Consider the following 20,748-nt stretch of genomic DNA (forward strand, 5'->3'; position numbering starts at 1 on the left):
TATAAAATTTTCAATATATTTAAGTTAATCAGAAATTTGCTTAAATAAAACAAAAATAATTGGGGGTATTGAAATGAAAAAGGTTAAAAAACTATCGTTTGCATTTGCTGTGACGACAGCACTAATTTTATCGGGTTGTGGTAAGGATGCGAAAACAAGCGGAACAGCAGATAAACCATTACGAGTTGTTACTGATGCCGCTTATGCACCATTTGAATATCTTGATAACGGTAAAATAGTAGGATTTGATGTTGATTTTACAAATGCAGTTGCGAAAGAAGCAGGGGTAAAAATTAAAATTGTGAATACTGGATGGGACCCATTATTTGCTGAAATTGGTGGCAAAACTGCTGATATTGGTATGTCTTCTATTTCGATCAATGCAGATCGTGAGAAAACATATGATTTTACAACTCCTTATTTTCTTTCGATTAATAAAATTCTAGTTCCAGAAGGTAGTAGTATTAAATCAGCAGCTGATTTGAAGGGTAAAGTTGTAGCAGTGCAAAATGGTACAACAGGACAAGAAGCTGTTGAGAAAATGTATGGTAAAAACAATAAAAATCTAAAAAAATTCGAAAATAACAATTTAGCAATTTTAGAGCTTCTTAGCGGAGGAGCTGATGCAGTAGTTGCGGACAATGGCGTTCTTGAAGCGTATGCAAAAAATAATCCAGATAAAAAGCTAGTTGTTATTGATGATAAAAATAGCTTTGAACCTGAATATTACGGTTTATTACTTCAAGATGGAAGTAAATTAAAAAGTAAACTTGATAAAGCAATTAAAGAAGTAGTAAACAATGGGACTTATGAAAAAATTTATAAAGAGCATTTTGGATCAGAGCCAGATCTTGAAACATTAAAAGCAGAAGAAAATAAATAGGAAATTAAAAATTGCGTAACAGGCATTTGTGTTACGCAATTTTATCTAAATGGGGGAAAAGAAATGGGATTTGATTTTGGAATTGTAAAAGAATACATACCGTTTTTCCTTAAAGGAACTGGATTAACAATTGGCTTATCTTTAGCAGGAATATTCTTAGGTACAATAATCGGATTATTTATTGGATTGGGTAAAATGCAATCAAATAAATGGTTAGCATTACCTTTTGTTTGGTATATCAATTTCTTTAGAGGCACACCGTTATTTGTACAAATCTTATTAATACACTTTGGGGTAGTTCCTTATTTTATAGGGGAGACAAACGCAATAGCAGCCGCAATCATTGCACTATCATTAAATGCAGCAGCATATATTGCTGAAATCTTTCGTGCTGGAATTCAATCAATTGATAAGGGGCAAATGGAGGCTTCTCGATCCTTAGGAATGACGCATGTACAAGCTATGAAACATGTAATTATACCTCAAGCTATAAAACGTATGATTCCTCCACTTGGAAATGAATTTATAGTCTTAATTAAGGAATCTTCAATTGCAGCTATTATTGCTGCACCTGAGCTTATGTATTGGAGTAGAGCAATGCAGGGGCAATATTATAAAGTGTGGGAGCCGTACATATCTGCTGCTGTAATCTATTTAATCTTAACTTTAACATTAAGCTTTGTTTTAAATCGCATCGAAAGAAGGTTGACTACGGGATGATTAAAGTAGAAAAATTAAAAAAATCATTTGGTTCACTAGAAGTATTAAAAGATATCAACATTACCATTCAACCACGTGAAGTATGCGTTGTAATCGGTCCTTCTGGTTCAGGTAAATCAACCTTCCTTCGATGTTTAAATATGTTAGAAACAATAACAGCGGGTAAAGTTTTTATCGAAGACGTCGATCTAACAGATAAAAAAACAAATATAAATAAAATTCGTACTGAAGTAGGCATGGTATTCCAACATTTTAATCTATTTCCACATTTAACAGTTTTAGAAAATATTACGCTAGCACCTAAAAAAGTAAGAAATCGAGCGAATGATTTTGCAAAAACGAAAGCACTTGAACTATTAAAAAAAGTCGGACTTTCAGATAAAGCAAATGTATATCCTGACTCATTATCTGGAGGGCAAAAACAACGTGTTGCGATCGCAAGAGCACTTGCAATGGAACCAAAAATTATGTTATTCGACGAACCTACATCCGCTTTAGATCCTGAAATGGTCGGTGAAGTTTTAGAGGTTATGAAGCAACTTGCTAAAGAAGGAATGACAATGGTCATTGTTACACACGAAATGGGCTTTGCTCGTGAGGTTGGTGATCGCGTAATCTTTATGGATCAAGGGTACATAGTAGAAGAAAACAGTCCAGTGCAAATATTTGATTTCCCAAAACACGAGCGCACGAAAAGTTTCTTAAGTAAAGTATTATAAAGAAGATTAGATACAGATGAGGGTGTCCCGATTTTTTAAGGGAACCTCTTTTTTTATGTCAACGTAGATTTGGTATTCAGTCTGAGCTGCAAATAAATCTTCGCTAGTCGCAAATAAGGAGTTCAACTGTGCAAATAAAAGATGAAAAGTTGCAAAATAAGGAGTAACTGCAAATAAATTTTGAGAATCGCAAATAAAAATGACTAAACAGCAAATAAAAATGACAGATCAGCAATTAAAATCTGCGAAACTGCAATTAAATCCTTAAGAATCGCAAATAAGATTAAAAATTACCCATACCAGTTAGGGTATTATTACGTGGTTACTGTACAATAGTAGATTATTTTATATGGAAATCTAGCAATTATGCTCTAATTCTTTCTATATCACTTAAAAAGTTGATAAAAACAAGCTAATTATGAGTTGAAAAGATCAAAAAGGTCATCAGATACCCCCAATAGATTGAAGAGAAAATCTCTCGATTCCTATTTTATTACTCGAAGTGTTTTCTTTTCATTCTTTTCGAAATATTATGCTAAAATTTATTTATGACAAAAAAAGGAGTGTAGGACAATGGAAATTCAAAGAATTCTAGTAACTAGCCGAATTCATCATAAGCTGAAAGATCTAATTGAATCACATAATCTATCAAAAGAGTTGCGTTTTTTACCTGAAGATGAAGTAACAAAAGAGGATTATGAGTGGGCTGATACATTTGTTGGTTTTCGTCCAACACCAAATTTTGAATTTGGAAACATCAAGTGGGTCCATTCATTAGCAGCGGGCGTAGATAGTTTCATGAAAATTAAATGGAAAAATGATGTGCTTTTAACACGAACGATTGATGTTTTTGGTCCAAAAATGAGTCAATATTGTTTAAGTTACATACTCCAGGATTCACAATTACATGAACAATTTTCAAATTTACAGAATGAAAATAAATGGGAATTTCATATCCCAAAATCTTTAGAAGACCAAAAAGTAGTCATTTATGGTACAGGAGAAATTGGAGGACATATTGGTAAGGTATTATCAAGCTTAGGAATGAAAGTATATGGAGTTTCTATGAGTGGTAGTCAAAAACCATATTTTGAAAAAATAGTTCCGTTCCAAGAAGCATCTACAGTTTTAGATCATGCCGATTGGATTATTAGTGTTCTTCCATCTACGAATGAAACTAAAAATATATTAGATATGAATACATTTAAATATTTAAATGATGTAGGATTTATAAATGTTGGTAGAGGTGCAACTGTATGTGAGGACTCTTTAAAGGAAGCTTTGAATAATGGGTATATTAGAAAAGCTATTTTAGATGTTTTTGCTGTTGAACCACTTCCAGCCGATTCAGAATTATGGCAAAAGCCTAATGTAAAAATAACTCCACATATTTCGGCTGTTACTTTACCAAATGATGGTGTTAAGTGTTTTGTCAATACACTTTCATCATTAGAAAATAACGAAAAACTAAGAAATATAGTGAAGATTGAAAAGGGATATTAATTTTATGAAGTAGAAAGGGCATTATTTGCCTAAAGCTCGCCAATCGTCGAGTTTTCTTTATTATCACAAACATGTTAGGATATACAAGTAACAATTTGATAAAAAAGGAGAATACAAAAGATGGCAATTATTGACGTTTCAATCGTACCAATTGGCACAGAAACACCTAGTGTAAGTGCGTATGTGGCAAATATACATAAAGTTTTAGAAAAGTATAATGGTGAAGTAAAATTCCAGCTTACACCGATGAATACAATTATTGAAGGCGAATTACCGTTATTATTAAAAGTTGTACAAGAAATGCATGAGGTACCATTTGAAAATGGAATTTCAAGAGTAGCAACGACTATTCGAATCGATGATCGTCGCGATAAGAAGAGTACAATGGAAGGTAAGTTAGCTTCTGTTCAAGCAAAACTTGAACAAAACTAATTTTGACTTGATAAAGTGACTTGATAGGTTTAACAACTTATCGTCACTTTTTTTGTGATTTGAAAATAATCGTGTGATTATTTCGAATATTCTCTTGAAATTCCAAAATTTAGTTGATAAACTAAACTAATCAGTCAGTTTAAATATATTTATTTAGTAAAGGAATGTCTTCAATGCCAAAAGTCTCAGATGATTACAAAGAACGCAAAAGAGAGAGTCTTCTTGAAAGTGCTTTAAAATGTTTTGGAGAAAAAGGTTATCATACGACAACAATGGATGATATTGTTGCATATTCCAAAACGAGTAAAGGGCTAATTTATAATTATTTTAAAAGTAAGGAAGAACTTTATTTAACTTTAATGCAAGAAAGAACAGTTCAAACATTTGAAAAAATTAATGAACGATTTCAAAAATTTAGTTCATCAAAAGATAAGTTAAAAGAGCTATTTCAAATGTATAGTGAAATTTCTTTAACAGAATTATGGCGAAATATGATTAGAGTCCATATGGAGTTTTGGATTAATTCAGCTAGGCATGAAAATCTACAAGCCATTATGATTGAAAGATACAAAAATCAATATCGTTTATTTTTAAGTGAAATTATTAAACAAGGAATAGCATCTGGTGAATTTAAGAAAACAATCGATCCTGATATTATTTCTAGTTTATTTTGGGCTAATATTGATGGCATTTGCTTACATTATTCAGTTGTAGAAGAAGATGAAATTTACAAAGCACAATTTAAAGCCGCAGAAGAAATGATTATGTCTTATATAGTCATTCAAAATTAAAACTTTAGGTAGAGAAGGTGAATACTTTCCTACCTAAAATTTAAATTCAGAAAATTTTTTATGTTAAAAATAAAGCAAACAACATACACTATTCATAGAATAAAATAAACTTAATAGTCAGTTTTAATTGAGAAGGAGGAATCACGATGATTTCAGTCCAAATTAGAATTATTTGTTTGTCTATGTATTTATAGGGGTGTAGTTTTTAATTTTTGTAGAATGAAGGGATTATAATGGGAAAGAAAGTCTATTTTTTATATACAAAGGCGTTCTCGGATATAGGTAGTATGATGGAATTGGTTGTAATGAATGCAGTGATCTACTCGATGACGAAAAGTACATCATGGCTGGCTGCGGTTTTAGCACTTCGTGTTTGTGGAGGAATATTAACAAGTTTATTTTCTGGTGTAATTGCGGATCGATATAATCGAAGAAAGCTAATGATATTCAGTGATATTACTAGAGGAATAAGTATTCTTACCTTGTGTATATTCCCTTCACCTTTAATGTTTGCGATAGTAGGGTTTATCATTGGCGCATTAGGAAGCTTTTTTTCAGTCAGCTTTAGTGCGGATTTACCTCAAATATTTGGTGAAGAAAATATTTTAAAAATAAACGCTTTTATTTCACGCCTTGCTGCAATTAGTATGGTTATTGGATTTTTAGGATCAGCATTCTTATCAACGGTTGTAGATTATCGTGTAATAATCGGAATAGATGCCCTTTCTTATTTTTTATCCGCATTTGTTCTAATCTTTTATAAATGGGAAAATACGGTTAAAAAAGGTGTAAACAATCAATGGAAACAACTATTTATTGATTTGAAAGAAGTAAAAACTTATGTACTAATCAAACCGCTATTAGTATTTGTATTCATTGTATTTCTATTTCAAACATTCTCAGCAAGCTCTCATAATGTCGGAGTACCAATATTAGCAGAAAAAATTAGCACAGAACATGCAACATTTTACCAAGGACTTATTTGGGGAACTTGGGGTATAGGAGGAATCCTTTCGACTTGGTTAATTCCTAAGGTCTCTTGGTTAAAAAAACATTATCTTTTTATGTATTACGGAACTTCCGTTCTAACATCAATCGGCTTCATATTATTTTTATCGAATCAAATTTTATGGGTAGTATTTTTCTTCGCATTTTTTACAGGCTTTTTTGATAATGCAGCAGGTACTTATTTTTCAACAATGATTCAAAAAACCGATAATTCGATAAGAGGTAGAATATTTGGAGTCGCAAATTTGTTAAATAGGCTTGGTTTTACGATCGGTTTTGTAGCTGCATCACCATTATTATCATTTTTATCAATGCCACATCTTGTTTGGTTGTTTCATGGTAGCCTAATTATTATGATTTTATGTGTAACCAGTTACTTACTATTTAAGAAAAAAATTGCTTTTAACTATGATCAAATTCAACAAAATGAAAATGAGCTCATCATTTCTAAATAAAAAAGGACGTGACTTAATGGAAACAAATTTGAAAAAAAGTATAGAGCTAGAAAAAATAAATTATTTCAGATGTAGCGAAGTAGACGTTGAATTAGCTTTTCAAGCATTTTCAGTAGGTTTTTCAGATTATATCGTTAAATTCAATTATTCTAAGGAACAGTTTGTAAATTTGTTTTTTGGTCCAGAAGGTAACAAACCTGAGCATTCTTTCGTGGCAATTTATGAAAATGAAGCAATAGGTGTGATTTTAGGCGGTATTAAAATGTATGAAACGATTAAAACAATGCGATGTGGAACTTTGGCTATTAGTCCAGATTATAGGGGGGTAGGTGTTAGCCAAAAATTATTTGAACTGCACAAAGAAGAAGCAGAGAAAAACGGATGTAAACAACTATTCCTAGAAGTAATTGTTGGAAATGATCGAGCAATTAATTTTTATAAGAAACTTGGCTACGAAAAGATTTATGACCTTTCTTATTTTTCTAAATCAGATTTAACAAGTTTACAACAAATACAATTAGATTCTAGTACAGAAATAAATAAAGTTGAATTTAAAACTTTCAAAGAAACAATTACGAATTGGGACTATCATATAAACTGGCAAAATGACATTGATTATTTAGAAAAACTATCTAATTTTAGTTACTTTCTAGCTAGAATTAACGATGAAAATGTTGGTGCTTTAGCAGTTAATGAAAATGGTAGAATAAGTCTCCTAATAATTGATAAAGTATACCGTAATCGAAAAATAGCAACTAGCTTATTACAATCTGTGGCTAGTGAACTAAATTTAAAATCTTTCTCAACATCAATACCAAATAATAATAGCCTTGAAGGTTTCTTGCATAAACTAGAATTTAAGAAAGAAAAAATAGCTCAATTTGAAATGTACAAATTGATTTAGGATCAGAAGGAAGGGGTGGCAGTACTCTTTTCTTCTCTTAAGAATTTGTACTTTTGCCTATATACTTGACCTTGCTCCTTAATGAGCTAATCTCCGTACATTAGATAGTATGGAGGTGATTTATAATGTATGATTATCGTCAACAGATTGAGCAACCATATTATCCATATTCCGGTGTACCGCAACAAGAAGATGAAAGATTTTTCCTATTCTTCTTTCCGTTTTTATTTGGTGCAGCAGCTTTTGGCCCATGGGGATGGGGCCGTCCTTGGCGATGGAGAAGACCTTAGGGATTTTATCGTCCATGGGGCGTGGGGAAGACCTTGGTAAATTAAAAAAATATTGAATATGGTGTCTCATAGGTCATTGTACTTTTGAGACACCTTTTTATGTTTTGAAAAATACTAATCTGTAAAAATCAAAAAATATCCCACAAGGAAAATAAGTACCTTGTGGGGAGTTTTATTTCATTATAAATTTTATGATAAATGGAATAAGAATAGAGGCAAATATCGCACTAAGCGTCATTGCTATTGAACTTATTGCTTGTTCAATTTTCCCATATTCTGCAGCTTTTGCTGTACCTACTCCATGTGATGATATTCCATACGAAGCGCCAATCGCAACAGGGTGTTTGATTTTAAGTTTTGATAGAATTGCAGGACCAAACATGGATCCTGAAATACCAGCAATCATTACATATACAACAGTTAAAGACGGAATACCACCGATCATTGAAGTGATGCCCATAGCTAAAGGGGTTGTAACTGATTTTGCTGCTAATGAAAGCAGGATGATTTTTTTTAATCCGAGCCAAAGTGATAAGTATACACCTGAAAGTAGACCGACAATTGTTCCAGCCATTACACTAACTATTATCGAAATACAATGGTTCTTTAATGTTGATCGATGCTCGTATAATGGATAGGCAAAAGAAACAACAGCTGGGCCTAAAAGTAAATTAATCCATTTTCCTCCAAGCATATACGATTCATAAGTAATATGAAGATTGACAAGAATGATGATAATAACTGAAGTAGAAGTAACGATCGGAATCAGTAATGAGTAAGTGAATTTGGCGTACATTTTTTTTGCAAGAATATAACACAAAATCGTTAAGAGGATAAATAGTAAACTTTTAATGTCCTTCATTCGTATCCCTCCCAATTAATAAATCATTTGTTTGCTTTTTATGGGCTCTCGAAGTAAGATACGAACTAATGCTTGCTGTAATAGTAAATACAACTGCTGTACTAACTAATACGATTATAATAGAAATGAAACCGTGAAAATTTAAAATTGAAGAATAATTCATTATTCCTACAGTAGCTGGAATAAACAAAAGCGTTAAGTGCTTACTTAAAAAATTACTCCCATTTCGAATCCATTTTTCCTTAAAAAATGGTATAAATAATAAACAAAATAATAACAGCATACCAATAATACTTCCTGGAATAATTAGATGTAATTGTTGCTGAATTAGATTTCCAATAAAAAATAATAAGTAAAGAAAGCTTATTTGAACAATCAATTTTACAAAATTCATTTTCAACATCCTTTGATTCTTACTAACTAATAGATTATTAATCTTATTATTGTACAATAAATTATGGCGAAAATGTGAACTTTTTTCGTTATTATAAAAATGCATCTTTTTATAAAAAAGATTATAATAGTTTTATAATATAAATAGAGGAAGTTATATAATATGAAATCATTTGTAGCGTTCGATTTTGAAACGGCAAATTACAATCGACATAGCATTTGTGCTGCCGGCTTTGTATTTGTTGAAGAAGGAGTAATTGTTGACCAAGTTTACTCTCTAATTAATCCAGAAGAAGAATTTTATTCGATGAATATTTCTGTGCACGGAATTAGGCCAAGAGATGTACAAGATGCACCTCTTTTCCCAGAATTTTATGAAACGATTAAAGATAAAATTGAGGGGAAAACATTAGTAGCGCATAATCTACCATTTGATGGTTATGCATTAAAAGATAATTTATCTAGATATGGTATACCCTCAGTTTTAATTAATTTACTTTGTTCTCTGCAGCTTTCTAAGAAGGTATTGCCAAAGCAATCTCGTTATTCATTAGATACTTTATCAAGTCAATTCGGTATTTTATTAGAGCATCATCACCATGCATTAGCGGATGCGGAGGCTTGCGCGAAAATATTTCTTCATTTAACGAAGGAATATGAAATCTCATCATTTGAAGAGTTATATGAGAAAACTTCAATTTACCATGGGCAAATTCATCAGTTTGATTATCGTTCATCATTGGTAAAACCGAAGAAAAGCAATAAAAAAACCAAAATAAAGACAGATTAGGATTGATTTCCTTTTCTGTCTTTTTATTACCCATGTTTAATTAAAATAAAAAAAAGAGTCTGAAAAAGTTTTTCCGTACATTGGAATGAGTAAGCAGGACGCTATAAATAAATCTAGTATTGGATTAGCTGATCAAGTTGAAAATTTTACAGATGGATACAATGCAATGGCCAAGAACTAATTATACTAATTAAATAACCCTGTATCCGTATAGGTACAGGGTTATTTTTTCATTAACCGTTTATACAATTCCAAATTCTCTTTACTTAAATACTTTCTGTCGCTCTCAGCCTCAAATGCTTTAATAAATTCTCTTTTTTGTTTGTTGTGAAAGGTTTTAACCTCAAAATAATGATCTTGACAATAATGTTTTGTTCTACCTTTTACATCCCAACTAAATATCGGAGCAACATCTGTTTCTCTTAGACAAAATAAACATATCCCTTTTTTAATCATACAATCACCATCTTTATTATAACAAAAATAATACCTCTGAAACAATCAGAGGTTCAATATTATTTCATGCCAACTATTTCTTTATTCTTTTTAAAGATCGATACAGTACCTAAGATTATAAAAACCAAGATCCCTATTAAAGATATATTCAATTAATGTGACATGGATCCCCTCCTTGATATATGAATAACTAATATATATTAGTTATTAAGTACAAATTTTCCTCTATATAAAAAAGAACTCACCGAAGTGAGCTCCATAAATTAAAATTTTGTCTAAACAATTAAAACTAGTTAATTATAGGTTTCATACTTTCACGAAGTCCATTGTTTACTAATTTAGCCATATTTAAAAGAATTGTTTTTACTTGTATAAAATCTTCTGCATGTTCTAGATCAAAGATAGCAATTAATTTGGTGTTGTTATCTTTGGAAATTTTCATCTTGTATTTACGTTTACGGAATATTCTTTCTACCATTGATCCACGATCTATTGAAATTCTATAGCTGTCATTATTATAAACTTCTCCAGCATCAAATCCGTTGTATGAATACTTTGTATAGGTGTTAGTTGGTTTAGATATTATGATTTCTAAGTTTTTATTGATAATAAATTCTTTCAGTAGGCCAATTTTAGTCAATTTTAAATCCTCCTAGCCAGTATGGCTTTTCTTTTATTTCGGATTGTCAACCTCTGAAATATTAAAGGTTAGAGCTCAAAAAGTTAGCTCTCCTTCCTAATATAAAAACATGAACTCAACTTATTTTATCATATTAATCAAAATTACAATAATATTTAGACGAATAAGGAATTCGAAAGCATTTTTTAGTAGGAACCTAATTGGATTTTCAGCAAATAAAATAGCCTACCGAAGTGAGCTATTATTAAATATTAGATAAATTTAATCTAATATCTCTATTTTCATGTATTATAAATCCAAATTTTTGGTAAAAATTATTTTGTCGAATTTTATTTGAAGAGGTAAATGCACTTGCATTGCCAGTTATACTTGTACAAAATTCATTTTTAGCAATTTTAATTATCTGATTCATAATTATGGATCCATATCCTCTATTAATATTCATGTCCCCAAAAATTTTGATGTCTAATATGTACATTGTTTTATTATCATTAATTGTATTATCATCTCGCTTTGTTACAAAGGCCGAATGTGAATCAAATTGATTATCAATATAAGTTAAAACTGAGATAACTTTGCTAAATTGATTTTTACTTGAAGTGTCTACAACATATAATAGAACGGTATCATTCAACTTTGTTTGCTTTAATCCAATAAATTTTGTATTATCATTTAGCTTTTTTACGTTTTTGTATCCTTTTAGCAAGATTTCACTTTTATTCATTATGTCCTCCTCTAACTTTATTACTAAATTATATAGTCAGAGAAGGCAAATTATTTATTAAAATTTATAAATGCATATGTCTAATTAATTCATTTCCATCTATTAAAGTAATATTAGTTTTATTCGCATACTCTAACGCATCTTTTGTAAAACCAGAAGAAGTAATAAAATAACCTCTTTTAACACGATCTGCACTCATGGCTCCCTCAAGTTTTTGGATAGCAGGTCTACCCACATTACCTTTCCAGTGCTTTACCTCTACATAAATAGGTTCTTTACCATCATAAGCAACTATATCTTTTCCACCATCTCTACCTTGTTTAGTAACATGAGTTTTCAATCCTCTTGTTAACTGAAGAAATGCAGCAGCATAATATTCAAAACTTCTATGATCCATTTTATAAAAATGTTGTTTTTCTTTATAAACCTTCAATTGATTCCATTCTAACTTTTTCGTTTTAATAATATATTAGAAGAAACCTTCTGCCATAATAAAGTAGATGGTTTTTTTATGTAAACAAATTTGTAATCTATTATTATATGTAGCACAATCGGTATTCATGATAAAATAACCTTATTGTGCTTTTTAATGAGGTGATATAAGTATGGGCGAAACAGAAAAAGTAAAGGTTGCTGTATATGCTAGGGTATCAACAAGCAGTGATGATCAACTCAATTCTCTGAGCAATCAACAAAAGTATTACGCTGAATATTGTAAACAAAAAGGTTATAACTTAGTCGAAATGTATGTCGATGAGATGAGTGGAACTAACATGGTCAAGCGTACAGGATTCCAGCAAATGTTACATGACAGTGGAATCAATATAATCACCGATGAAATTAGCACTAGATATATTGTATCAGACAGGAAACCGAAGTTTAATCTTATTATTTGTAAGGACATCAGTAGATTCGCCCGTAGTACAAGAGTTAATAATGTAATCGATTCACTGAGGGATAAAGAGGTTTTTATCTACTTTCAGAATGTGGGTCTGAATACTCAGGACGCAAACTATAGAATGATGTTGCAGATGTTACTCAACTTTTCTGAGAATGAATCTGTAGATAGAAGCAGTAAAATAAAATTCGGTTTACGTGTCAAAGCAACAGAAGGTAAATTACACTTCTCAAATCGTTTATATGGTTACTTGTATGATACTGAAACTAAGGAAATATCTATAGTTCAATCTGAAGCAGATGTGGTAAAGAGAGTATTCGATTTATACGTTAATCATGGACTAGGATCATCACAGATAGCTAACACATTAAATAATGAATCGTTTCCTAATACCAGTGGAAAACGATGGGTAGCTAATTGAATCATAGATATGTTGCGTCAAATTAAATATACTGGTAACGCTTTTCTACAAATGTCTAGCAAAGGAGACGTAACCAAAGAACAACGAACAAGGAAGATTAAAGATATAGATGATATGATTTACCACGAGGGAAAATTACCTTCAATTATATCAACTGAAATATATGAATCTGCACAAAGTATTTTGAAAAGTAGATCAGCTAATGGTAGAGGTAAGAAGAATGCACAAAATCCATTTAGTAAAAAGTTAAAGTGTGGTCATTGTGGAAAAGCTACATTAAGAGCAATATTAATAAAAATGGACGAAGCTACGTGATTTGCCAGGACAGTCTACGGTCAAGGATACTTTACTTGATTTATTAGATAAATTTAAGTCAGCATCGGATGAATATAAAAATGAATTGGACAAGTTGTGATTAATTATTGCTTTTTTATCGTTCATCATTAGTAAAACCGAAACCTAAACGTAAAATGGAGAAAAAAGTATGAAATTAATATCTTGGAATGTAAACGGAATAAGAGCATGTGTACAAAAGGGATTTTTAGATTATTTTAATGAGCAAAAAGCGGATCTATTTTGTATACAAGAAACGAAGTGCCAAGAAGATCAAATAACTTTGGAATTAGACGGTTATTATCAATTTTGGCATTCTGCAGTAAGAAAGGGTTATTCAGGTACTGCAATTTTTACGAAACATAAACCATTAAATGTAAGTTTTGGATTTAACGGTAAAGAGGAAGATCAAGAAGGAAGAGTATTAACTTTAGAATTCGAGAAATTTTATATGGTAAATGTTTATACGCCTAATTCTCAACGTGATTTAGCTAGATTACCAATAAGATTAAAATGGGAAGATGACTTTAAAAACTATTTAAATAAGCTTGATGAACATAAACCTGTCATCTTATGTGGGGATTTAAATGTCGCACATACTGCAATCGATTTAGCAAATCCAAAATCAAATCGTACGAATTCTGGCTTTACGGAAGAAGAACGTGGTAAAATGACAGCATTATTAGAAAGTGGATTTACTGACAGCTTTCGATTTTTAAATCCAACTAAAGAAGGTTCATATAGTTGGTGGTCTTATATGGCAAAAGTCCGTGAACGAAATATTGGATGGCGTATTGATTATTTTATTATTTCAAATAGATTACAAAATGAATTAATAAATTCAGAAATTCACTCCCACATTATGGGGAGTGATCATTGTCCCGTTGTTTTAACGATGGAAGATTCGATCATTTAATTATAGACAAAGTACAAAAATTTGATTTTCAGACNNCGCTTGTCTTTCGAGGCGCGAAGTCTGGTGAGGAGCGGAGTTACCCTTAGTCGGTAATGAGCACCGCATAAAGCGAGCGTTTGTCAACAATCTGAAAGCTCTAAGGTTTTAGAGCTTTCTTTTTTTTATAGGCATTTAGTAAGTCAACGAGAAGCAATTATGCGTAAACTAAAGTTAGGACAAAGTATAAAACTACCTAAAAGTAGAAAAGGATGTGGATTCCTATGAGTATAAAATGGCTTGAATGGGCACAGAGAATCCAAGCAATTTCTCAAGCAGGATTGACCTTTACGAAAGATGTTTTTGATAAAGAAAGGTATGAAGAACTAAGACACATAAGTGCTGATATTTTAAATCATTATTCAGAATTACAAATTGAGGAAATCGAGGGATTGTTTCGTAATGAACGGGGGTATCCCACACCAAAGCTTGATGTTAGAGGTGTCGTTTTTAAAAACGGAAAAATATTATTAGTAAAAGAAAAGCTAGAAAATAAATGGTCTTTACCAGGTGGTTTTTGTGATGTTGGATTATCAGCTTCAGAAAATGTCGTAAAAGAAATTTTTGAAGAATCAGGCTATGAAGTTGAAGTGAAGAAATTACTAGCGGTTTTAGACATGACAAAGCATGACCACCCACCTCATTCATATCACTACTACAAATTATTTATACAATGTGAAATTGTTGGTGGTAATCCCACAATAGGAACGGAAACAAGTGATATTGATTTCTTTGATAAAGAGCATTTACCAGAACTTTCTCTCAATCGAAATACTGCTTCTCAATTAGAATTAATGTTTGAATATTATCAAAATCCTAAAAAAGAAACTTGTTTCGATTAAAGGTAATTTTAAAAAATAGATAAGATGTAAAAGAAATCATTTTAGAGTTGCTAACGCAGCTCGATTTTGTTTTAAAGGGGACAAAGTTTTAAAATTGATTTGAATGAATGAAAAATATACATATTTAAAATTAATGATTAAAATAGAAGGAACTTACTAAAGCAACTTGAAAGGAGAAATGATTTGAAAACAAATTCAATGAACTATGTAAAATTCGAAAATGAATTAAAAAAAGAACGCATTTCAACTTGCCTTATTTATCAAAATGGAGAAATTAAATATAATTTTTATAAAAATTCAAAAAGCGAAACAAAACTATTCAAAATTAATTCCGTTACGAAAAGTGTTTTATCGATGTTAATAGGAATTGCAATTGATAAGGGATTTATAGAAAGTGTTGATATACCAATTTCTAATTTTTTTCCAAATATTGAAACGAAAAAACGAGAAATTACGCTCGAACATTTGCTCACAATGACACCTGGATATGATTGGCAAGAGTGGGGAGAATGGGGTGGGCGTCCATTTCCAATGATTAATAGTGAAGACTGGATCCAATATGTACTTGAAAAAGAAATGGTTAATCATCCAGGTGAAAAAATGGTTTATGACTCTGGAGCATCTCAAGTACTAAGTGCAATTATTCAGATGGTAACGAATGAAAAACTATCTACTTTTGCAAAACGAATGTTATTTGATCCGTTAGGAATAAAAGAGTTTATTTGGCACGAGGATTCAAAAGGAATTAATATTGGAGGATTTGGCTTAAGTTTAACGACAGATGATCTACTAAAGCTTGGGATATTAATGCTGCAAAAAGGAAAATGGAATAATAAACAGATTATTTCAAGTGAGTGGATTGAAAAATCAACAAAAGCGAAGTTCCATACATATCCGCACGTTGGTTCATATGCCTATCATTGGTGGGTGCTTGAAAATAATGAGTTAAAGGATCTTGATTCAACGATTTATTTTGCCATGGGTTATGGAGGCCAATGTATCATTATTTCACCAAAAAATCAATTTGTGGCTGTTTTTACAAGTGCAAAATATATTAATACTGATACCCCATTAAAAATCATACAAAAATACTATCCTTTAATATTAACAAATGAATAGGTCTGAATATGAGAGTAAAGATGGATACATAGACTAAGAATTAATAATCAATAATGATGGCTACTCTTTCATTTAATCTTTTTAAAATACCCTTTATCATGTAATTCCTATTCCTGTCTTTAAATTTTGTATGATTTTTTTATTTGAGAATAGGAATTTACAGAAAAATGTCGAATTAAGTAATTAGAAAATATAAATAACAACTTGATAATAGCTCCAAGAAGGGATGAAGATTGATGTTTTTGGTGACAGAAGACTTCAAAACGTTTATTAGGAAATATCCAATCACAACAATTATGGTTGGTTTATGTACTATATTAGCGATTATTACGACATTTTTAGGTGGTTATACAATCGAAAATATCATCAATTTAGGTGGATATGAGCATGAATTAGTAAAACAAGGTGAAGTATGGAGACTTTTTACGTATGCATTTATGCATGGGAGCTACGCTCATTTTTTTATGAATATGACCTTTATGATTATTTTAGGTAGACCATTAGAAAGAGCGTTAGGTTCAGTTAAATTTTTATTATTTTATTTATTATCGGTTATTCTTACAGGACTTATTATTAATTTTAACTATTCGCCTAATACAGTTGAGACAGGGGCATCCGGTGTAGGCTACGCTTTTTTAGGAATGTATTTATTTATTACCTTATTTAGAAAAAAGATGCTCTTTTCAGATGATCGTAAGTTTGTCATTACATTTTTAGGGATTGGATTACTATCTTCATTAATTATCCCATCGACTAGTTTAACTGGTCACTTAGCTGGTATGATTATCGGTTTTATAATAACTCCTTTATTATTAAAAAAGAGTGCAAGGTTTCAAAACTCTGTTAATGTTTAGAATACATATATGAGAATATGTTTTAACAATATATAATATTTTCAAAACAAACCTAGTTCAGAATGGACTAGGTTTGTTTTCGTTTGATTTTTAAAAATCATAAAGATCTATAATCCTGTCAGCTGTTTGACGGTTTCTACATAATTTGTAGAGATCATTAAAAAAACGTTCAACTTCATTAGAATTACTCGGGATTGGTATTTCTACTTGAAGTGAACCAAATACTTGTTTGAAATATGCTTTTCGTTCAGCGTTTTTACCGTCACGTTTCAATGGATTATACTTCCAAACTAAAGAAAAATGTCCATTTTGCTCACGAATTTCTCTTATTTCTGCAGCGGTTGTAGATTTATTTTCAACATATATGACTAAATAAAAATTTTCATTTCGATGCCAGTCGATTAATAGTAAATAATAACTTTCTTCTTCGAATTTACTTAAATGAAAGGCTGAAACAATCAGCTTACCGTTTGTCCATTGTTGAAAATTTTGTAATGTATTTAAAGTTGTTGGTATTTCTTCAATATTAAATAAAGAATTATTTGAAACCATCCAATTTTTAATATGATTTGAAATACTGATTGCAAATTCTTTTTTCATCTTATACCTCTAACTTAATTAAGTATTTTTCAATATCATATCATCAAAATCAGCCTAATAAAATTCTTCCTTGTAATAATCTACCATCTATAAGTTAAAGTCCAAATACTCATATTATTAATGATGATTTAACTAAGGAGGATTTTATAATGGCAAGAGGTAAAAGCTTTAATCATAAGAAAAAAGGTCATGAACCAACTCATCCAAAAGGATCACTAGTTGCTCCCGAAGATCGTAAACATGAAGATCGAGAAGAAGATTATATTGTGACAGAAGAAGCATTTAAAAATCGTATTCAATAAAAATTAATAAAAATGGGACTCATTTTGTATAAAGCTGAGTCCATTTTTATTTTAGCTACCTATATTAACTTTCGTTGAAGTTTAATAAATTAATTAGCTGATTTCTATGCACTGCTTGAAATAACAATGGAATAGGTGGCCCACTTGTTCTATTTAAAACAAGCTGATAGATCATTGTGAAAAAATTATTTTGATTTGCTTTCATTATTTTTTTATCGTCATGATAACAAATCGAATATAATTCTTTCATTAATTCAGTTTGATCTTGGGGCTCGTTATTTAATAAATAGTCACATAAATTGTTCAACCAAAATTGCTGTTCTTCAGTTAAAGAGTGATAAAATTCAAAAGCTCGTTTTTCGTTTATCGTTATATTTTTTTGTGGATTGTATTTTTTTATCCAATATTCAGCCATATGACTAATTTTCTCTATTTCAATGGATGAGTAAAGTTCTCCATGATTAACAAATATGTCTTTTAATAGATCTACATTGTAATTTACAAGAGGCAGAATACTAGCAACATGATTAAACTTTGGATATTTTTTATCAATTTTGCCGATATGTGCAAATTCTACCGATTGGCAAATATCTAAATCGTGTAAAGATTGATCGATAAAATTTGATTGATACCGTTCAAATTCTGAATAGTTTTTAATCACATCTTCATCTAGACCAATATTAAATGCTGCGGTTGGTTTATATTTAGCAAACATAAAGAGAATCACTTCTGGTAAATAGATTTGTAATAACTCGGTTGGGGTTATTAAATTACCAGAGGAACTGGACATTTTTTGATTTTGACCTTTTATTCCAATAAACTCATAAGGTGTATAATGAGGTGCATCATAGTCAAATATGGCTTTAGCAATTTCTTTTGAAACATTGTAACTACCTGTTTCAGAAGAATGATCTCTTCCACCTGGTTCAAATACAACGTCTTCTTTCATCCATCTCATAGCCCAATCAATTTTCCAGTTTAATTTAATATTGTTTGTAACTTCTACAGATAATTGATTTGAAAATCCACAACGACATGTATAATTTAACATTTTGCTTTCCCTATTATAATGAGTAATTGAAGGATCATCTTTCTCGCAATTTTCACAGTATAGCGTAATAGGGTAAAAATTATTACGTTCACGTTCATTTGGAACACTAGTTTTGAACTTCATTAAAATATCATAAATTTCTTTTCTTTTTTCGATAGCATGTATAATTTCTTCATTGTATCTTCCAGATTTGTATTCATTACTTTGATAAATAAACTCAACCTCAATTCCTAGTTCAGATAAGGAATTTTCAAATTCCTTTTCGAAGTGTTCAGCGAATGTTGAGTGACAACCAAATGGGTCTGGGATATTTGAATAAGCTTTACCTATAAAATGATAAAAAGTTGGATCAATATTATTCGGGACCTTCCTAAAACGATCAAAATCATCCCAAGAAAAGATAAATCTTGTTTTCTTACCTAAATTATTTAAAGCTTTCACAACAAAATAAGTGGTTATGATCTCACGAAAATTTCCAATGTGGACTGACCCGGATGGGCTAATGCCAGATGCACATACATAAGTTTCTTTATTTGGATATTTTTCAATTAATTCATTTGCGATTTTATATGCCCAATGCATGTTTTCACCTCGAAATTATTTGTTTTTTTTAACCTTCTAATTGCAAATAAAAAAACTCCCACCCCCAAGATTTAATCATCTTGAGGACGAGAGTTTGTTAACTTCGTGGTACCACCCCAGTTTATTGATATGTTACCATACCAACCTTATTTAGGTACGGCACGAATGCTTATACCCTATCTCTATAACGGGAGAACCCGTCGTACCATCCCTAAAGTGAACTTTAGTTCTATAAGAAGCTCCAAGTCTTTTTTCATAAAGTTTATTATTACTCCTTTTTCAGCACACAGGAGCTCTCTGTAAATAATTTTAGCTTTACTACTTTTCTCTTCATAGCCTTTAAATTTCGAAATATTAATTGTTATTATATTAATCAAAACAATATTAATTGTCAATTAAATTTAAAGTTGAATAAACTGATTTAAATACTATTTGAATGGAGGTGCCAAAGTGAGGGATTTAGTTGATGATTTACCCCTAATTGGTGCGTATTTTTTATTATTTGGTACATCAACGGCTGCAGTTGGTATTTCAAGTACAAAAATCGTAAGCGAAAACTTTGGTAGAAGTTTATTCGCTAAAGGTAATGCGATTGAAGCTTTTGGAAACACCATTCAAGCAATTGGAAGAGAAAAATTATATGAGAGAGCAATAAAAGAAAATGAAAATGAAATAGAAAAAGAATTTGAATTAACAATGATGATTGGTGCTTGGATTCAAGCAGCCGGAAATGCTACAAATACATTTGCAACAAATTTAGAAATTGAAGGAATGGAAAGAGAAGGTTTTAGATTAAACGCACTAGGAGGTATTATTCAATCAATTGGTGCTCAAATTGAAACAACTGGAGCATTGATGGAGGGGACGCAACTAGATAAAATTGAGGCTTATGGCAATCAATTAATCGGTTTAGGAGCTTTAATTGACGGTATTGCTAATGCGGCGTTACTACGTGATAAGATTATTTTAGGTCATGATTTATTACTTGTTGGTAGCTGGGTACAAGTGTTCGGATCCATTTTAATTATTTATGCACTGCGCCAAAAAAGAAGTGAAGATGAAAAAAATCAATTAGAATATCGATATGGCTATTATCCAAATAAACAGTTTGAATGGTAAATTTAAAATTTTTTGTGAAGAATATGAAAAAAAGAAGGTATATATTAGTTAATAGCAAATATTAATATTAAAATTATATTAAAACATTTCATTTTTCTGTAAAAG

At 30.7% G+C, this 20,748-nt stretch carries 26 protein-coding genes and 1 other annotated feature; of the genes, 18 read left to right on the top strand and 8 right to left on the bottom strand.

The genetic code is table 11. The features are described from left to right. Positions 1 to 73 precede the first annotated feature (73 nt). The 9 genes from CN946_RS17070 (at position 74) to CN946_RS23545 (ending at position 7,705) form a co-directional block, all read left to right on the top strand. Positions 74 to 883 carry a basic amino acid ABC transporter substrate-binding protein gene (locus CN946_RS17070; protein ID WP_098862244.1) on the top strand — a complete coding sequence of 270 codons (810 nt, stop codon included), beginning with the start codon at positions 74 to 76 and terminating at the stop codon, positions 881 to 883. A gap of 63 nt (positions 884 to 946) precedes the next feature. Continuing rightward, positions 947 to 1,603 carry an amino acid ABC transporter permease gene (locus tag CN946_RS17075; protein WP_098862245.1) on the top strand — a complete coding sequence of 219 codons (657 nt, stop codon included), beginning with the start codon at positions 947 to 949 and terminating at the stop codon, positions 1,601 to 1,603. After that, positions 1,600 to 2,322: an amino acid ABC transporter ATP-binding protein gene (locus CN946_RS17080; RefSeq protein ID WP_098428921.1), complete on the top strand. Its 723-nt coding sequence runs from the start codon at positions 1,600 to 1,602 to the stop codon at positions 2,320 to 2,322. Before CN946_RS17075 ends, CN946_RS17080 begins: the two co-directional genes overlap by 4 nt. Before the next feature lie 573 nt (positions 2,323 to 2,895). Continuing rightward, the gene (locus CN946_RS17085) at positions 2,896 to 3,825 is read left to right on the top strand and encodes a D-2-hydroxyacid dehydrogenase (RefSeq protein WP_098862246.1); all 930 of its coding nucleotides are present in this window, start codon (positions 2,896 to 2,898) and stop codon (positions 3,823 to 3,825) included. A gap of 120 nt (positions 3,826 to 3,945) precedes the next feature. Beyond that, complete coding sequence (locus CN946_RS17090) at positions 3,946 to 4,257, top strand: MTH1187 family thiamine-binding protein (RefSeq protein WP_097978604.1); 312 nt, start codon at positions 3,946 to 3,948, stop codon at positions 4,255 to 4,257. A 173-nt stretch (positions 4,258 to 4,430) separates the two neighbouring features. Continuing rightward, complete coding sequence (locus CN946_RS17095; RefSeq protein WP_176547363.1) at positions 4,431 to 5,048, top strand: TetR/AcrR family transcriptional regulator; 618 nt, start codon at positions 4,431 to 4,433, stop codon at positions 5,046 to 5,048. Between the two features lie 233 nt (positions 5,049 to 5,281). Then, the gene (locus CN946_RS17100; protein WP_098862248.1) at positions 5,282 to 6,511 is read left to right on the top strand and encodes an MFS transporter; all 1,230 of its coding nucleotides are present in this window, start codon (positions 5,282 to 5,284) and stop codon (positions 6,509 to 6,511) included. Positions 6,512 to 6,527: 16 nt separating this feature from the next. Continuing rightward, positions 6,528 to 7,415, top strand: coding sequence for a GNAT family N-acetyltransferase (locus tag CN946_RS17105; RefSeq protein WP_098862249.1), 888 nt, complete (start codon positions 6,528 to 6,530; stop codon positions 7,413 to 7,415). A gap of 125 nt (positions 7,416 to 7,540) precedes the next feature. Then, positions 7,541 to 7,705: a hypothetical protein gene (locus tag CN946_RS23545; RefSeq protein WP_176547364.1), complete on the top strand. Its 165-nt coding sequence runs from the start codon at positions 7,541 to 7,543 to the stop codon at positions 7,703 to 7,705. 172 nt (positions 7,706 to 7,877) lie between these two features. On the opposite strand, the gene CN946_RS17110 is transcribed toward CN946_RS23545, so the two are convergent. Together CN946_RS17110 and CN946_RS17115 are read right to left on the bottom strand one after the other, a co-directional pair. Beyond that, positions 7,878 to 8,567 (bottom strand): LrgB family protein, encoded by a 690-nt coding sequence (locus CN946_RS17110; RefSeq protein WP_286133967.1) that lies wholly within the window; start codon positions 8,565 to 8,567, stop codon positions 7,878 to 7,880. Beyond that, positions 8,554 to 8,961, bottom strand: a complete 408-nt coding sequence (locus tag CN946_RS17115; RefSeq protein ID WP_176547365.1) for a CidA/LrgA family protein — start codon at positions 8,959 to 8,961, stop codon at positions 8,554 to 8,556. The genes CN946_RS17110 and CN946_RS17115 overlap by 14 nt, the downstream gene beginning before the upstream one ends. Positions 8,962 to 9,123: 162 nt before the next feature. Here CN946_RS17115 and CN946_RS17120 point away from each other — a divergent pair, with 162 nt between their 5' ends. Beyond that, positions 9,124 to 9,750, top strand: a complete 627-nt coding sequence (locus CN946_RS17120) for a 3'-5' exonuclease (RefSeq protein WP_098862250.1) — start codon at positions 9,124 to 9,126, stop codon at positions 9,748 to 9,750. A gap of 222 nt (positions 9,751 to 9,972) precedes the next feature. On the opposite strand, the gene CN946_RS17125 is transcribed toward CN946_RS17120, so the two are convergent. The 4 genes from CN946_RS17125 to CN946_RS17140 form a co-directional block, all read right to left on the bottom strand. Then, complete coding sequence (locus CN946_RS17125) at positions 9,973 to 10,206, bottom strand: hypothetical protein (protein WP_098862251.1); 234 nt, start codon at positions 10,204 to 10,206, stop codon at positions 9,973 to 9,975. A gap of 289 nt (positions 10,207 to 10,495) precedes the next feature. Next, positions 10,496 to 10,846: a hypothetical protein gene (locus tag CN946_RS17130; RefSeq protein WP_098862252.1), complete on the bottom strand. Its 351-nt coding sequence runs from the start codon at positions 10,844 to 10,846 to the stop codon at positions 10,496 to 10,498. A 244-nt stretch (positions 10,847 to 11,090) separates the two neighbouring features. Beyond that, entirely contained in the window at positions 11,091 to 11,570 is a 480-nt protein-coding gene (locus CN946_RS17135; RefSeq protein WP_098862253.1) for a GNAT family N-acetyltransferase, read from the bottom strand. A 64-nt stretch (positions 11,571 to 11,634) separates the two neighbouring features. Continuing rightward, positions 11,635 to 12,003: a restriction endonuclease gene (locus CN946_RS17140; protein WP_098862254.1), complete on the bottom strand. Its 369-nt coding sequence runs from the start codon at positions 12,001 to 12,003 to the stop codon at positions 11,635 to 11,637. Positions 12,004 to 12,175: 172 nt separating this feature from the next. On the opposite strand from CN946_RS17140, the gene CN946_RS17145 reads away from it, so the two are divergent. The 6 genes from CN946_RS17145 (at position 12,176) to CN946_RS17170 (ending at position 16,989) form a co-directional block, all read left to right on the top strand. Then, on the top strand, positions 12,176 to 12,889 hold the full coding sequence (locus CN946_RS17145; protein WP_098862255.1) for a recombinase family protein: 714 nt from the start codon (positions 12,176 to 12,178) through the stop codon (positions 12,887 to 12,889). 9 nt (positions 12,890 to 12,898) lie between these two features. After that, positions 12,899 to 13,204, top strand: coding sequence for a hypothetical protein (locus CN946_RS17150; RefSeq protein WP_098862256.1), 306 nt, complete (start codon positions 12,899 to 12,901; stop codon positions 13,202 to 13,204). Between the two features lie 169 nt (positions 13,205 to 13,373). Next, positions 13,374 to 14,138, top strand: coding sequence for an exodeoxyribonuclease III (locus CN946_RS17155; RefSeq protein WP_098862257.1), 765 nt, complete (start codon positions 13,374 to 13,376; stop codon positions 14,136 to 14,138). A 260-nt stretch (positions 14,139 to 14,398) separates the two neighbouring features. Then, complete coding sequence (locus CN946_RS17160) at positions 14,399 to 15,016, top strand: NUDIX hydrolase (RefSeq protein WP_098862258.1); 618 nt, start codon at positions 14,399 to 14,401, stop codon at positions 15,014 to 15,016. A 183-nt stretch (positions 15,017 to 15,199) separates the two neighbouring features. After that, entirely contained in the window at positions 15,200 to 16,135 is a 936-nt protein-coding gene (locus CN946_RS17165; RefSeq protein WP_098862259.1) for a serine hydrolase domain-containing protein, read from the top strand. 236 nt (positions 16,136 to 16,371) lie between these two features. Next, positions 16,372 to 16,989 carry a rhomboid family intramembrane serine protease gene (locus CN946_RS17170; RefSeq protein ID WP_098862260.1) on the top strand — a complete coding sequence of 206 codons (618 nt, stop codon included), beginning with the start codon at positions 16,372 to 16,374 and terminating at the stop codon, positions 16,987 to 16,989. A 90-nt stretch (positions 16,990 to 17,079) separates the two neighbouring features. Here the strand turns inward: CN946_RS17170 and CN946_RS17175 are convergent, their stop codons facing one another. Beyond that, positions 17,080 to 17,589, bottom strand: coding sequence for a hypothetical protein (locus CN946_RS17175; RefSeq protein ID WP_098862261.1), 510 nt, complete (start codon positions 17,587 to 17,589; stop codon positions 17,080 to 17,082). 149 nt (positions 17,590 to 17,738) lie between these two features. Here CN946_RS17175 and CN946_RS23550 point away from each other — a divergent pair, with 149 nt between their 5' ends. Next, positions 17,739 to 17,891 carry a hypothetical protein gene (locus CN946_RS23550; RefSeq protein ID WP_165347078.1) on the top strand — a complete coding sequence of 51 codons (153 nt, stop codon included), beginning with the start codon at positions 17,739 to 17,741 and terminating at the stop codon, positions 17,889 to 17,891. Between the two features lie 64 nt (positions 17,892 to 17,955). Here the strand turns inward: CN946_RS23550 and lysS are convergent, their stop codons facing one another. Next, positions 17,956 to 19,524, bottom strand: coding sequence for a lysine--tRNA ligase (lysS, locus tag CN946_RS17180; RefSeq protein ID WP_098862262.1), 1,569 nt, complete (start codon positions 19,522 to 19,524; stop codon positions 17,956 to 17,958). 79 nt (positions 19,525 to 19,603) lie between these two features. Next, positions 19,604 to 19,867, bottom strand: a binding site (T-box leader). 107 nt (positions 19,868 to 19,974) lie between these two features. Between lysS and CN946_RS17185 the strand changes: the two genes are divergently transcribed. Continuing rightward, positions 19,975 to 20,643 carry a DUF6944 family repetitive protein gene (locus CN946_RS17185; RefSeq protein WP_098862263.1) on the top strand — a complete coding sequence of 223 codons (669 nt, stop codon included), beginning with the start codon at positions 19,975 to 19,977 and terminating at the stop codon, positions 20,641 to 20,643. Positions 20,644 to 20,748: the final 105 nt, after the last annotated feature.

It is taken from the genome of Bacillus sp. AFS053548, from assembly GCF_002575105.1.
GTDB lineage: Bacteria > Bacillota > Bacilli > Bacillales > Bacillaceae_G > Gottfriedia.